Annotated in this window: 9 protein-coding genes; 5 read left to right on the top strand and 4 right to left on the bottom strand. The window is 65.1% G+C overall.

Translation table 11 applies throughout. The annotated features are described in order from the left end of the window. Window positions 1–125 precede the first annotated feature (125 nt). Together BEN78_09735 and BEN78_09730 are read right to left on the bottom strand one after the other, a co-directional pair. On the bottom strand, window positions 126–998 hold the full coding sequence (locus BEN78_09735) for a succinate--CoA ligase subunit alpha (protein ID ASR43612.1): 873 nt from the start codon (window positions 996–998) through the stop codon (window positions 126–128). 26 nt (window positions 999–1,024) lie between these two features. Next, window positions 1,025–2,188, bottom strand: a complete 1,164-nt coding sequence (locus BEN78_09730) for a succinate--CoA ligase subunit beta (protein ID ASR43611.1) — start codon at window positions 2,186–2,188, stop codon at window positions 1,025–1,027. A gap of 194 nt (window positions 2,189–2,382) precedes the next feature. On the opposite strand from BEN78_09730, the gene BEN78_09725 reads away from it, so the two are divergent. Both BEN78_09725 and BEN78_09720 read left to right on the top strand, forming a co-directional pair. Then, complete coding sequence (locus BEN78_09725; protein ASR45055.1) at window positions 2,383–3,957, top strand: hypothetical protein; 1,575 nt, start codon at window positions 2,383–2,385, stop codon at window positions 3,955–3,957. 177 nt (window positions 3,958–4,134) lie between these two features. Then, window positions 4,135–5,532 (top strand): sigma-54-dependent Fis family transcriptional regulator, encoded by a 1,398-nt coding sequence (locus BEN78_09720; protein ID ASR43610.1) that lies wholly within the window; start codon window positions 4,135–4,137, stop codon window positions 5,530–5,532. A 91-nt stretch (window positions 5,533–5,623) separates the two neighbouring features. Here BEN78_09720 and BEN78_09715 read toward each other — a convergent pair whose 3' ends face one another. Continuing rightward, window positions 5,624–7,426: a hypothetical protein gene (locus tag BEN78_09715; protein ID ASR43609.1), complete on the bottom strand. Its 1,803-nt coding sequence runs from the start codon at window positions 7,424–7,426 to the stop codon at window positions 5,624–5,626. Window positions 7,427–7,763: 337 nt separating this feature from the next. On the opposite strand from BEN78_09715, the gene BEN78_09710 reads away from it, so the two are divergent. The 3 genes from BEN78_09710 to BEN78_09700 all read left to right on the top strand — a co-directional run bounded on the left by BEN78_09710 (window position 7,764) and on the right by BEN78_09700 (window position 13,672). Next, the gene (locus BEN78_09710) at window positions 7,764–9,158 is read left to right on the top strand and encodes a hypothetical protein (protein ID ASR43608.1); all 1,395 of its coding nucleotides are present in this window, start codon (window positions 7,764–7,766) and stop codon (window positions 9,156–9,158) included. Window positions 9,159–12,004: 2,846 nt separating this feature from the next. Continuing rightward, a complete protein-coding gene (locus BEN78_09705; protein ASR43607.1) occupies window positions 12,005–13,222 on the top strand; it encodes a hypothetical protein in 1,218 nt (405 codons plus the stop codon). A gap of 270 nt (window positions 13,223–13,492) precedes the next feature. Continuing rightward, a complete protein-coding gene (locus BEN78_09700; protein ASR43606.1) occupies window positions 13,493–13,672 on the top strand; it encodes a hypothetical protein in 180 nt (59 codons plus the stop codon). 83 nt (window positions 13,673–13,755) lie between these two features. On the opposite strand, the gene BEN78_09695 is transcribed toward BEN78_09700, so the two are convergent. Further along, window positions 13,756–14,457, bottom strand: a complete 702-nt coding sequence (locus BEN78_09695) for an aquaporin Z (GenBank protein ID ASR43605.1) — start codon at window positions 14,455–14,457, stop codon at window positions 13,756–13,758. Between the last annotated feature and the right edge of the window lie 84 nt (window positions 14,458–14,541).

The raw sequence follows: 14,541 nt of genomic DNA, 5'->3' as shown, positions 1-14,541 counted from the left end.
AGAGTCGCCCGCGCAGGACGTCTGGCACCATCGGCCTCAGTTCGCAGGGATGCCAAGGGCGGCGCAACCACGAAAAAGGCCGCCCGGAGGCGGCCTTTTCGAGAAGCACCGGGTTCCCGGATCGCTTACTTGACCAGTTCGGCGATCGCCGCGCCCAGGTCGCCCGGCGAACGGACGGTCTTCACACCGGCCGCTTCCATCGCCTTGAACTTGCCTTCAGCCGTGCCCGAGCCGCCCGACGCGATCGCGCCGGCGTGGCCCATGCGCTTGCCCGGAGGGGCCGAGGCGCCGGCGATGAAGCCCACGACCGGCTTCTTGACGTGCGCCTTGATGTACTCGGCGCCCGCTTCCTCGGCGTCGCCGCCGATCTCGCCGACCATGATGATGCCCTCGGTCTGCGGGTCTTCGTTGAACAGCTTCAGACAGTCGACGAAGTTCAGACCGTTGATCGGGTCGCCGCCGATGCCGATGACCGTCGACTGGCCCAGGCCCGCCGCCGTGGTCTGCTTGACGGCTTCATAGGTCAACGTGCCGGAGCGCGAGACGATACCGATCTTGCCCGGCTGGTGGATGTGGCCCGGCATGATGCCGATCTTGCACTCGCCCGGGGTGATCACGCCGGGACAGTTCGGACCGACCAGGGTGACATCGGGGTGCGACTTGAGCACGTTCTTCACGCGCAGCATGTCGAGCACCGGAATGCCCTCGGTGATGCAGACGATGACCTTGATGCCAGCTGCTGCGGCCTCGAGGATCGCGTCGGCCGCGAACGGCGGCGGCACGTAGATCACCGACGCATCGGCGCCGGTGGCTTCAACCGCCTCGCGCACGGTGTTGAACACCGGCAGGTTGATGTGGGTGGTGCCGCCCTTGCCGGGGGTCACGCCGCCGACGACCTGGGTGCCGTACTCGACCATCTGGGTCGCGTGGAAGGTGCCCTGCTGGCCGGTGAAGCCCTGCACGATGACCTTCGTATTCTTGTTGATCAGAACAGACATTGAATGATTTTCCTGGTCGCGTGGGGTCAGGCGGCAACGGCCGCGACGGCCTTCTTGGCGCCGTCGTTGATGTCGTCGGCCGGGGTGATGGCCAGGCCGGATTCGGCCAGCAGCTTCTTGCCCGCTTCCACGTTGGTGCCTTCCAGACGGACCACGACCGGCACCTTGACGTCCACTTCCTTGACCGCGGCGATGATGCCCTCGGCGATCATGTCGCAGCGCACGATGCCGCCGAAGATGTTGACGAAGATCGCCTTGACCTTGTCCGAGGACAGGATGAGCTTGAACGCCTCGGTGACGCGCTCCTTGGTCGCGCCGCCGCCGACGTCGAGGAAGTTGGCCGGCGAACCGCCGTTGAGCGCGATCACGTCCATCGTCGCCATCGCAAGGCCCGCGCCGTTGACCATGCAGCCGATGTTGCCGTCCATCGTCACGTAGTTGAGGTCGTACTCGCTGGCACGCACCTCGGCCTCGTCTTCCTGGGTCGTGTCGCGCATCGCGGCCAGATCCTTGTGACGGAAGGTCGCGTTGTCATCGCTGTTGACCTTGCCGTCGAGCGCGTACAGGTCGCCGCTGTCGAGGATCGCCAGCGGGTTGAGCTCGACCAGCGCCAGATCCTTCTCGTTGAACAGCCGATACAGGCCGCCCATGATCTTGGCCAGCTGATTGGCCTGCTTGGCGTTGAGGCCGATCTTGAAGCCGATGTCGCGGCCCTGGTAGGCCTGGAAGCCTTCGACGAAGCCGACGTTGAGGGTCTCGATCTTCTCGGGGGTCTCGGCAGCGACCTGCTCGATGTCCACGCCGCCCTCGCTGGAGACGATGTAGGTGATCGACTGCGTGCCGCGGTCGACCAGCACCGACAGGTACAGTTCCTTGGCGATTTCGCCGGCCTCGGTCACCAGCACCAGGTTCACCGGCAGGGCGACGCCCGCCGACTGGTAGGTCGCCATGTTGGTGCCAAGCATCTTCTCGGCGGCGGCCTTCACGTCATCGTGGGTCTTGCAGAACTTCACGCCACCGGCCTTGCCGCGGCCACCGGCGTGGATCTGGGCCTTGACCATCCAAGGGCCATCGCCCAGGGACTTGGCTGCTTCGACTGCTTCGTCGGCGGTGGACGCAACGCGCCCGGCCGGCACGGGGATGCCGTAATCGGCAAACAACTGCTTCGCCTGGTATTCGTGGAAGTTCATGTGGGGTCCGTACGGGAAGGAAATGTCGCCGACCGCCGGCGGGCGCACAGGGCGCGGCGGGCCGACGGGGTCCGCCATTCTCGCGCATGCGCGCCCGCCGGGCAAAACCGGGGGGCGACCGGGACTGTCGGCGCCTGCCTATACTGGCGCCGGACCGTCCCCCTGGAGCCCCCGTGCCGCTGGCCGCCCCCGCGATGTCCCGGTCGCTGATGCAGCGCGAACTGGCCCTGTTCTCGCTCTACCGGGTCCTGGAGGCCGCACTGCTGGCGCTGGTCGTCTTCAGCCCCTGGGGCGAGGCGTTGGGCGGCGTGGAGATCGCCGCGATCGCGGTGCCGGTGAGCCTGGGCTACCTGGTCGCCTCGGTCGGCCTGTTGATCCACGCCCGTGCGCCCAACCCGGACTACGCCGCCCACGCGACGGTCGGCATCGGCGTGGACATCCTGGTCGCAGCGCTGACCAGCCATGCTGCGCCCGATGTCGCGCCCGGTGTGGCGATGCTGCTGCTGTTCAATGTCGCGGCAGCCTCGCTGTTCGTGAACCTGCGCGTCAGCCTGCTGATCTGCGTGGCGGCGGCCGCGTCGCTGCTGATCGGCCCGCTCGTGGGGCTGACCAGCGCTCGCGCGCCGACGCGCCCGGTCGCCGAGCCGCTGATGTTCGCGCTCGGCCTGTTCGCCGCCGCCTCGCTGACCCGGCTGCTGGGCAAGCAGATCCGCGAAAGCCAGGCGCTGGCCGACCACCACGAGGCCGAGGCCGAAAGCCTGGCCGAGATCAACGAGCTGATCATCCGCCGCATGCAGACCGGCGTACTGCTCGTCGACGGTGCCGGCCATGTGCGCCGGGCCAACGAGGCGGCACTTGCGCTGCTCGATGCCGACGGCGACCCGCATGGCCGCCCGCTATCGCGCCTGTCGCCGCCGCTGGCGCTGCGCCTGGCCAGTTGGCTGCGCAGCGGCAGCAGCGACGACGCGCCACTCGCCTTGCGCGAACATGTCGATGTCATGCCGCGCTTCGTGCGCCTGCTCGCCGATGGCGACAACACCCTGGTGTTCCTCGACGACACCTCGCTGGTCACCCGCCGTGCCGAATCGCTGACCCTCGCCACGATGGGCCGGTTCTCCGCCAGCCTCGCCCACGAGATCCGCAACCCGCTGGCGGCCATCAGCTACGCGACGCAGTTGCTCGAAGAATCGGACGCCATCCAGGATGGCGATCGCCGCCTGTTGCAGATCGTCCACCAGCAATGCGTGCGCACCAACGGCATCGTCGAAAGCGTGCTCGGCCTGGCGCGCCGCGAACGCGCCCGGCCCGAACCCGTCGAGCTGGTCGCGGCTGCGCATGCGTTCGTGCAGGACTACCGGCTGATCGTCACCGACGATAACGCCAGCCTGGACGTGGACTGCGACACCGCCTGCGTACGCGCGGTAGTCGACCCCCGCCACCTGCACCAGGTGCTCACCGCACTGGTCAACAACGCCGTGCGCTATGGACGCCAGCCCGGCGAGCCGGCGCGCATCACCTTGCGCATCGAAGACGGCGAGCGCCCCTGCATCAGCGTGTGCGATCGCGGGCCCGGCATCGAGGACACCGCCCTGGCGCAGCTGTTCCGACCGTTTTTCACCACCTCAGAAAGCGGCACGGGCCTGGGGCTCTACATCGCCCACGAACTGTGCCGCGCCAACGAAGCACGGCTCGACTATGTCCCGGCACCGGGCGGCGGCGCGTGCTTCCGGATCGCGCTCTCAGTACGGCGCGGTACGCTGCGCGGCTGAACCGCAGCCTGCCTCTCGCGCAGGCCCGGACGACGAGGAAAACGCACGAACCCTCACGAAAACAGGCTCCCGGCCGCGTTCGGTGTGACCGGCGTCACCAGTGTGACCCTCGTCACTATTGGCAAAAGCTGTCACTATGGGTCACCCCGCAAAAGCCAAGCGTCCAGCCAGATTTCGATGAGCGAGCACCGCAGCGCCCTGATCGTCGACGACGAACACGACATCCGCGAACTGCTGGTCCTCACATTGGGCCGCATGGGCCTGCGTACCGAGACCGCGCCGAATCTCGCGGCTGCTCGCGAACTGCTGGCCAACGGTCACTACGACCTGTGCCTGACCGACATGCGCCTACCCGATGGCTCGGGCCTGGACCTGGTCGGCGAGATCAACACGCGCTTTCCCGGCACCCCGGTCGCGGTGATCACCGCCTACGGCAACGTCGAGGCCGCAGTCGATGCGTTGAAGGCCGGCGCGTTCGATTTCGTCAGCAAGCCCGTCGACATCAACGTGCTGCGCGGCCTGGTGCGCCAGGCGCTGGAACTGGGCGAGCGTGGTCGCCACAGCGACGACGCGGCCGGCGGCCGCCTGCTCGGCAAGTCCGAGGCCATGGTCACGCTGCGCAATACACTGGCCAAGGTGGCACGCAGCCAGGCGCCGGTCTGCATCAACGGCGAATCGGGCACCGGCAAGGAACTCGTCGCGCGCATGCTGCATGCGCAGAGCGCACGCGCCGGCGGACCGTTCGTGCCGGTCAACTGCGGCGCGATTCCCACCGAGCTCATGGAGAGCGAGTTCTTCGGGCACCGCAAGGGCAGCTTCACCGGCGCGCACAGCGACAAGCCGGGCCTGTTCCAGGCGGCCGAAGGCGGCACGCTGTTCCTCGACGAAGTGGCCGAACTGCCGCTGCCGATGCAGGTCAAGCTGCTGCGCGCGATCCAGGAAAAATCGGTGCGCCCCGTCGGCGCCTCGGCCGAAGTGCAGGTTGACGTGCGCATCCTGTCGGCCACGCACAAAGACCTGGCGACGCTCGTCGACGAAGGCCGCTTCCGCCACGACCTCTATTACCGCATCAACGTCATCGGCCTGACCGTGCCGCCGCTGCGCGAACGCGCCGGCGACCTGCCGCTGCTGTCGGACGCCATCCTGCGCCGGCTCGCCCAGGCCATGCGTCGCCCGGCGCCCATGCTCGCGCCGGACGCGATCGCTGCCCTCGAGGCGCACGCCTTCCCCGGCAATATCCGCGAACTGGAAAACATCCTCGAACGCGCCCTGGCGATGGCCGATGGCGACCGCATCACCGCCGCCGACCTGCACCTGCCGATCGCCCAGCCCGGCATGGCCAACAGCCCCGCCGCCGCGGCCCAGGCCGGTGCCCGCCTGCCGCCCGACCCGCGCACGCTCAGCCCCTACGAGACCGCCGGCACGGCGCTGCCCTCGTACATCGAAGACATCGAGCGCGCCGCGATCCAGCAGGCACTGCAGGAAAATCGCTACAACAAGACCAAGACCGCAGCCGTTCTCGGCATTACCTTCCGCGCCCTGCGCTACAAGCTCAAAAAGCTCGGCATCGACTGAAACCAAGTCGGAGCGAAATCGGGGTCAGAGTGCAATTTCTTTGAAATTGCACTCTGACCCCGGTTTTGGTTCTAGATCCTGGCTTCTTGGATCATGGCCGCTTGGCCGTCTCCTGTCGCACCGGACCACCGCCCCCTCTCGTGCCCCCTGTCGCCTTGGGCCGTACCTGCGACCAATCCATCGGCCGGTTACCGCCAATCTCGATCCAGCCCTGCTGCAGGGCATGCTGCGGATTGTCCAAGACGCTGTAGACATCCACGCCGTTACCGGCCTCCAGGCCCCAGACACCCGCCCAGGCGTTGCGGCCGGCGCGCTTGGCCACGTATAGCGCCCGGTCTGCAACACGGATCGCGTCCTGCCAGCGCGGCGTATCGCCCGGGAACACCGGCAACGACGACACCCCGGTCGAGACCGTCAGCGGCAGCGTGCCGCCTCGGCCATCGTCCACGCGCAACCGCTCGATCTGCCGACGCAGATGCTCGGCCAGCGCGAACGCGGCCATGCGCGAGGTGTCGCCGCGCGCGACCAAAAACTCCTCGCCGCCCCAGCGCGCCACCACATCGTCCGCGTCGCAGGCCTCACGCAGGCAGCGAGCGACCTCGACCAGCGCGGCGTCGCCGATGTCGTGACCGAAGCGATCGTTGATCGACTTGAACGCATCTACGTCCAAGAGCAGCAATGCCGCAGGCCGGCCGTCGGCGGTCAGTGCCTGCAGCGCGCCATCGGCGGCGCGGCGGTTCGCCAGCCCGGTCAAGGGATCGATCGTGCTCAACTCCGCCAGGCGATGCTTTTGCCGGCGCGTGCGGATCAACAACGCCAGGGAGACCAGCGCGATGATCGCCAGCGTAGCCAGCCCGAGGTCGCGAAGCATGCGATTGCGCGCCGCGGCCTGGCGCGCGACGACTTGCTCGGGCTGCAGATCGCGTTCCGCTTCAGCCTGTAGTCGCGCCAGCTGCCGAGCCGTCTGATCACGGCTGTTCGCCCGGTCGAGTTCACGCGCGCGACTCGCATACTCGGCCGCCGCGTTCGTGTCGCCCAGCGCAGTGGCGACATCGGCCATCAGGTACAGCGAACTGCGATGACCCGACGGCATCCGCGCGTCTTCAGCGAGCGCCAACGCACGTTCGGCGTAGGGCTTGGCAGCCTCGGCTTGCCCCTTGGCCAGCAGCACCCGGGCCAAGCCATCAGTGGCGCCTGCCTCAGCGCTGGCATCCCCCATCTCGCGCGCTCGTTCAATCACCGAGCGAAACAGTGCCTCAGCCCGCTGCAGATCCCCCTCATTACGAGCTGTTTCCGCGCGGTGGATCCCGACCCTGTTGCGAATACCCTGCATGTCAGGGAACTTGGCCGCTGCTGCGTCGACCTCGTCGAACAGAACCGAAGCCTTCTCGAGCTTGCCGATCTGCGCCAACGTCACTGCCAGATCGTGACGCAGCGTGATGTTTTGCGGCGTGTCCGGCATACCCAATTTGCGATCAAGCGCCAACGCCTGTTCGAAGAACGGCAACGCACCTTCAGGATCGTCGAAATCGTTCCCTCGCAGATGGGCAATCGTGATCAATGCGTTGAGCTGCTCGGGCGCGTTCTTGGTGCGCATCGCCTCAGACAGCGATGCCTGCACCAGCTCGAGCGCCAGATCCGGTCGCCCAGTTCGGGCGACCAGTGGCGCGATCCGGGTGTGCCCGGTTGTCCGCACCTCAGCGGGCACTCGGGGATCGTCCAACAGCGCAAGCGCTTGCTTCGCAGTCTCCCCCGCCGCCTCGCCTTGCCCCGACGACAATTGCGCCACGCCTAGACAAATGGTCGCCATCGCCCGGGCCTCGGCAGGCAACCCGCCGTCGGCCAACAGCGCCTGTGCCGCGACAAGGCCTTGTGCAGGCTCGATCACCGCCAAATGGTGACAATGCCGAATCCGTTCCACATGGGGTGGGGCGGCGGGCGCGCCCTGGGCCAGCACAGACATGCATGGCAGCACGGACGCGAGCAACAGCACCGCACGGGCGAGACGAACGGAACAATGGGGCATCAGGAACCTCGGCGGACGGCAGCGCCATGGCGCTGGAGAGGAGAGGCGGGCCGCCACCCAATATACTCGCTGCCAGGGGGAACACATGATGTCAGGCAAGCCGAGCTTCAAACGAACAGGGACCGTACCGCCAACATCCGATGCCGCACGACCGTCGCGCGGCCATGGATCACCGCCCGATCCGGTCGTCCACCGCAATGCGGCCATGCTGCAGGGGATGCTCGCCGTTTACGGCGTCTACCACCCCGTGGCAACCGCGCTAGGCTGGGAACGTCTCGGCGGCCCTACGGATCCGGTCATCCTCGGACTGGCGTTCGTCAACATCGCGCTGATCTGGGGTAGCTTCGTTGCCACACGTCTCGGTTTCTGGCGCCAGGCTGCTCATGCGTTTGTATTCGGTAGCCTCGTCGTGCTGTCGATCGCCTACCCGCGCTGGGGCCTGATGGTCCTCGGCCCGCAGCAGATGCTGCACCTACTGCCGATCCTAATCGCCGGCGTTCTCATCGGGCGCCGTGCGTTATGGGTCGCCACCGCCTGGCTGGGCGGCCTGCTCATTCTCGGCGCCTGGACCGACACGCGCGCACTGATGGTCAGCCCCGATCACGTTTGGCGCGTCTCGTTCAACGTGAGCGCGGCGCTGGTCGGCCTGACGCTCGTCGCCTTCGTCATCGACCAGGCCCTGATCGCTCTGCACCAGAGCCTGGGCCTCGCTCGCCAGCGCGGCACTGAACTCGCGCGCGCCCGCGACCGGCTGCTGCTGGAGATCGAACAGCGCGAGCGCCAGCAGACCCAGTTGCTGCACGCCCAGAAGATGGAGGCCGTCGGCCGCCTGGCCTCGACCATCGCCCACGACTTCAACCACCTGCTGGCCCTGGTGATGGGCCATGCCGGCCGTGGCCTCGCCAGCGACGACCCAGCGGAGATGAAGGCGGCCCTGCGCGGCGCCGAATCCGCCGCGCGCCGCGCCGGCGAGGCCAGCCACCGCCTCGTCGACTTCAGCCGCCACGAGGACACCGCGCCCGAGACCTTCGACGCCGTCGAGGCCATTGCCGACCTCGAGCCCGTGCTACGACGGACCTTCCTGCCCACGGTCGACGTGGTCCTCGACCTCGACCCGAGCACCGCCCTGGCGATCCACTTCGACCGCGCCCACCTCGAACTGATCCTGCTCGGCCTGGCCACCAATGCCCAGCAGGCGATGCCCGACGGCGGACGGTTCACGCTGTCCGTCGCCCCCTACGCGCTCGACCGGGTCGAGATCATCGCCCGCGACACCGGACGCGGCATGGACGCCACTACCCGCGCACGCTGCTTCGAGCCGTTCTTCACCACCCGCCCCCCGCCCAGGCCACCGGCCTCGGCCTGGCCGTCGCCGCCCATCTCGTCCGCGAAGCCGGCGGCGACATCACCGTCGAGAGCACACCGGGCCAGGGCAGCGCCTTCCGCATCGTGCTGCCGCGGCAAGCGCAGGACGCCGAGACCGTGCGTACCGGTAGCAGCCGCAGATCACGCGTCTCGGGCCAGGCGCTCCGACACCGGTCCGCGGCCGGCGAGCAGCACTGAGGCAGCCTGGGCCCGCGCGACATTCGTGGGTGTTTGAAATTGCACAGGCGAAGCGCACGCGCCTGGGCGACGCTTTGCCGGGGATGGGCAGCTCGCTACGGCCCAATCGACGCTCAAGTTCATTGACGCGCCGCCGATATCAGGTCGCGCGGGCGATGCTCACGTCGTGCAAACCTCCTTCTGCGACAACAGTCACATCGGCAAGCTGCCCTTGCCTGACGCGAAGCGTCACAAGGCGCCCTTAACTGACAGCTTCAGGGCAGAACGCTCACGGTTGTTCACCACAAAGCTGCTCAGAACGCGCGAGCGAGCGCGTTCGCACGATTGGCACGACCCATGCGACACCCCTAGTGCACGTGCATGTCGCACGGCTGCCCACGGATCGGCACCCGCCGCCTTCCAGGCACGTGAATCCATCCACCCTTGGGGAGTTGCTCCATGAAGACGCAGAAAGGTTTCACCCTGATCGAACTGATGATCGTCGTCGCGATCATTGCCATCCTGGCCGCCATCGCGCTGCCGGCTTACAACAACTACCGCGTTAAGGCAGCAGAGAATGCTTGCCTCGGTGAAGCCAAGGCGTATATGAACTCAGCCGTTTCCGCTGTTCATGCCAATATGACGGTGGAAACCTACGCGCCGAAGGCGTGCGCTTCCATCTCGACTCCGATCACCGCAGCCAATGTCGCCAGCGGCGCTTCCATCACGTTCGCAGCCACGTCGAATCCTGCAGGTCAGAAGAGCACGACCTGTAACGCCGGAACGGCGAGCTGTGCATTGGCGGCGACCGCAGGCACCAGCTCGAGTTCGGGTGGCACGAGCGGCACGACTGGCGGTTGATAGGCCGATACATCGATTACAAAAGTAAAGGGGGCTTTGCCCCCTTTACTTTTCAACCATATGACAACACCGCCCCCGCCAACGGCTGTCCCCCTGAGAGTGGGGCTAAGCGGCCTGACTGGCTTCTCCGTCGGGCTGGCGGCGTCGCTAGCATTCGATCTAGCCCCCATCTCATCTCTAGCGGCGTTGATCCTCTGCACTGGCGCTCCAATGTGGTGGCTGGAATGGCGCCGCCATTCTCCGACGACTTGTCCGGAAGCATTAGTCAAGCAAGATGCCCGTGAGCGCAGAAGGCACAGGGCAGTAGGCCTGATGGCATTGGCTGCAATCTGGGCAGTGATGCTCAATATCCTTCCGCTCTCGCAACCATCCGTCATATCCGGCTTCTGGGACGCCCTTTTCACGATATGGCCAGCACTCGCGCTCTGCGCAGCGCTTTACATTTTTCGAACTACAAGCACAGATCCATGCGGGATCGAAATCCTCGGAAGATGGGCACTCCTGAGCCGAAAGATCAGGGATATCCCTGTTTCTGAAATCAGAGATCAAGCTGTCAAAGCGTTCTTCCTGCCCTTGATGGTGAGCTTCGCTTACAACTGGTCAGACACCTTCAGCACCTCCAATCAAACGCTGGCCACATCTTGGTTCCCGCTGTCGATTGCGGTCCTTTACCTGATAGACACGATATTCGGTACCGTTGGTTACCTTTCGACATCCCGGAGACTCGACGCTCATATACGATCGAGCAATTCGAGCTGGATCGGGTGGAGCGCCGCACTCTCCTGCTACCCCCCGATTTTCATATGGCTACAATCGGCCGGGCTCAGATACGGCGATGGATTTGAATGGAATAATTGGCTATCCACCAGCCACCCAATATACTATCTTTGGGCACTAGCGATACTTACGCTCACGGCTATATATACACTTTCAACAGTCGCATTTGGCATCAGATTCAGCAATCTGACCAATAGAGGAATAATCACTAGCGGCCCTTATAGGTTCACAAAGCATCCGGCCTATATAAGCAAGAACATTTCTTGGTGGCTGATATCAGTCCCTTTCATTCCATCGTCTGATGCAACGACTGCAGTCTGGCACTGCATCGCGCTTCTCGCGATCAATTTCGTTTACTTCATCCGCGCAAAAACCGAAGAAAGGCATCTTGCCCGAGACCCCGCGTACCAGGATTACTGCGCATGGATAGCTGCTCACGGCGTTCTCCCGCGAATCCATCGAGCTTTGAGACAAGAAAATAGACTCCGCTCTTAACTGTCGCCTATAAGCTCCCAACACCGCTCATTTGATGGTGCGTCGCAAGGTCTTGCGACGCCCAACTCAGCCCGCCCGTCCTTCAGTTAATAGCGGCTTAGGAATTTCCCTACATCAGGACGCGGGCTTTCCCGAGCCGAAATTGTGCTCTCCAGCGCGATACTCGATCGCCGGTCTGATCCGGCGCAGGGGAGATCATCATGGCGCGACGCTATGTGCTGTCGCGATCCGATACCAGTACCACTGCGTTCCCAAGGCATCGAACGGCGAAACCATTATCGGCAGCGAGCGCTACGCCACCAAGGCGAACGCGCTCGGAGGTATCGCATCAGTTCACAATAACTCACCTATCGATGCCCGCTACGAGAAGCGAACTGCGACCCACGGCCAGTTTTATTTCGCGCTCAAAGCGACAAACGGCGAGGTCATCGGCACCAGTGAGACCTACACCTCATCCGCGGGTCGAGATGCGGGATCGCACCGGTCAAGTCGCATGGTCCCGACGCCACGCTCACTGACAACACCTGAGATCACATCGAAGAAGGCTGGCTGACCACGACGCGTTCAATGCGACCCATGCGTACCTCGGGCTCCGATGGGTGAGCCTGAGGCCTCGGCCCGGCGTATGCAGTCACGCGTGCGCTGGATCCGATCCACAACATCCAGCCCAAACGCGACTCGATAGCAAACCCGCCGCACCGTACGAGCGCAGTTCGAATCACCCGGACGCCGTCCGGCGCCCAGTCGCAGCAACCGACGAGGGAGACTGAGATGAAACGGCTGACCTGGCTTGGCTTGATCGTCGTCGCAATGATGGCGCACATCGGATGTAGCACTTACACCAACGTGACCTACTCCAAGGCCGAAAGGAAGACCTACAACCCAGCGTTTTTCATGGATCGCGAAGGCGATCTCTATCCTCCAGGCGAAGTCTACGTCGACAGGCAAGGTGTACTTGGACCGGGCATTCGTAAGAGATCCGCGCACCTGAAAGGCTACTATCGCCGGCAAGCTGAGGCCCAATCCGCTGACTGGGCCGCCTTGGTCCGCGCGACCGGCATTACACCCACCACCGATTTCGACCGCGACTGGACCGCAATCCAGGCCCATCTCCGTGCACGCGCCATCGCGCTTTTCCAGCACGGCCCGGACGAGGATGTGCTTCTGGTCGTACACGGGTTTAACAACGACTTCGAAGACGCCGACGAGTGGATAGATGTCCTCGATCGCGACATACGCGAACGCCGGCCGCGGACTCGTGTTGTCAGAATGTACTGGGACGGGCTGGCTCGCGATGTTCCGATCGGTATCTGGGCAAAGGCCCAGTTCAACGGGCCACCGGTGGGCCATGGACTGCGCCGCATCCTCAATCAGTTGGATCCGGGCACCCGCCTGCGCATCCTCACCCACAGCTCCGGCGCTTTCGTCGTTACCAACGCATTGGGCGACGGCAGTGCCAGCTTTGGTGGTTTCGAGGACAAGCATTGGCGGCCTGAAGTCGCCCAACGTGCTGGCGCGGCTCAAGGCGATTACACCATTCCCAGCCAGTTGACCGACTTGCGGGTCGCCATGCTGGTACCGGCCCAGCCGGCCAACGCATTCGATCGCTTTGTGCGAAGAACCACTCAAGGCACGGAGTTGCATGGTGCAATTCCCAGAAGATTGGTCTTGGGCACAAGTCGGACCGATGAAGCGACGTCGAAGCTCCGGACGCGGTGCGGCTGGTTTGGTGCAACATGCATGGCAACCGAACCTGAGCAAGCCTGCGACGCCATCCGTCGTGCTCTCAGTCTGCCTGACCGCTCCCCATCCGTTGCGATCATCGACTTCCCTGCACCGATCAACCAGCGTTACCACCCCCATGGCGTGGTGTCCTACATGCAGGATATGGCGGAATGGAACGAACTGATGCGTCAGCTGTTCGGACCGGAGCCAGCCGGCACGATGGAAGCTCAAGTGGTCGCAGGCGCGGCAACCGCTTGCGTCTGAGAGCGGCATTGCCACTGGACGCATCGCGCCACGACGGCCGGGGAAGGACGGGCCGGCTGCCAGTGCTCGCGAACGCGGTTTCCGGGTATAGGAAAGCGGCCGCTTGCATACCCAGATTTGAAGCTAGCATCCTGGTGTGACGCACACACGAGAGGCGATCGCAGCGCATGGCGATGTCTCGCCTCGAGCGAGGACAACGCCTTGGCTGATGCCACACCGCCTACACTCGGCCAGGCCATCATGAGCGGCGCTGACGCACTCCGAAAGCTGATGGATACCGTGGAAGATCAGATGATCGTGCCGCCGACCACGCGCATTCGCGTGCGCGAGCCGCGGGCAGCCTACGGCGTGAACGCCATGCACGACGATAATTCCGCCATCCCGGGCTGGCCGCTGTCGGCACACCCGCCGCTGGGAACGCACGCATCCGCTCGACCGCGCCCGCACTGACCCGCGCCGAAGCGCGAACTACTATAAAAGCACGGGCCGCGGATCGATCCGCGGCCCGTGCGCTTTACGGGTTCGCCGCTTACTCAGAGCTCGCGACGCGGCGCCAGCACCAGGCGATGCAACACACCCCCCGCCGCGCCGGCCACCAGCGGCACCAGCCAGAACACCCACAGTTGCTGCAACGCCGGGCCCGCCGCGAACAACGCCACGCCCGTGCTGCGCGCCGGGTTGACCGAAGTGTTGGTGACCGGAATGCTCACCAGGTGGATCAGGGTCAGCGCCAGACCGATCGCCAGTGGCGCGAACGGCGCGGTCACCGGCTTGGCGGTCACGCCCAGTACCACCACGGTGAACAGCATTGTCAGCACGAACTCGATGACGATGGCCGCTTCCAGAGGATAGCCGGCGGGCGAATGCGCCCCGTAGCCATTAGTCGCGAAGCCCTGGCTGAGGTCGAAGACCGGGCTGCCGCTGGCGACGTAGTACAGCACCGCCGCCGCGCAGATCGAGCCGGCCGTTTGCGCGATGACGTAAGGCACCACACGGCCTGCGGTGATGCGCTTGGCCACCCAGCACGACAACGTGATCGCAGGGTTGAAGTGACCGCCCGAGATCGAGCCCAGGGCATAGGCCATGGTTACGACGCTCAAGCCAAACGCGAACGACACACCAAGGGTGCCGATCCCCGCACCAGGCGACGACGCCGCCAACACCGCAGCGCCGCAGCCGCCCAGGACCAGCCAGAAAGTACCGATGAATTCCGCGACCAGGGGTTTGAAGTTCATGTGGAGCGCACCTCTTTCAGGGAAATGAACCGCCTGACGGCGGGTGGAATCGAGCGTGTCGACGCCCCGGATCGAACGCCGACA

It is taken from the genome of Xanthomonas citri pv. mangiferaeindicae (assembly GCA_002240395.1).
In the GTDB taxonomy this organism is placed as follows: domain Bacteria; phylum Pseudomonadota; class Gammaproteobacteria; order Xanthomonadales; family Xanthomonadaceae; genus Luteimonas; species Luteimonas citri_A.
The sequence above is the reverse complement of the archived record's forward strand: the minus strand, read 5'-3'. Positions and strand labels throughout refer to the sequence as shown.

Coding starts and splice junctions, on each gene's coding strand:
- BEN78_09735 (ASR43612.1), bottom strand. CDS start 998: ATGTCTGTTCTGATCAACAAGAATACGAAGGTCATCGTGCAGGGCTTC.
- BEN78_09700 (ASR43606.1), top strand. CDS start 13,493: ATGGATACCGTGGAAGATCAGATGATCGTGCCGCCGACCACGCGCATT.
- BEN78_09705 (ASR43607.1), top strand. CDS start 12,005: ATGAAACGGCTGACCTGGCTTGGCTTGATCGTCGTCGCAATGATGGCG.
- BEN78_09730 (ASR43611.1), bottom strand. CDS start 2,188: ATGAACTTCCACGAATACCAGGCGAAGCAGTTGTTTGCCGATTACGGC.
- BEN78_09720 (ASR43610.1), top strand. CDS start 4,135: ATGAGCGAGCACCGCAGCGCCCTGATCGTCGACGACGAACACGACATC.
- BEN78_09695 (ASR43605.1), bottom strand. CDS start 14,457: ATGAACTTCAAACCCCTGGTCGCGGAATTCATCGGTACTTTCTGGCTG.
- BEN78_09725 (ASR45055.1), top strand. CDS start 2,383: ATGTCCCGGTCGCTGATGCAGCGCGAACTGGCCCTGTTCTCGCTCTAC.
- BEN78_09710 (ASR43608.1), top strand. CDS start 7,764: ATGCTGCAGGGGATGCTCGCCGTTTACGGCGTCTACCACCCCGTGGCA.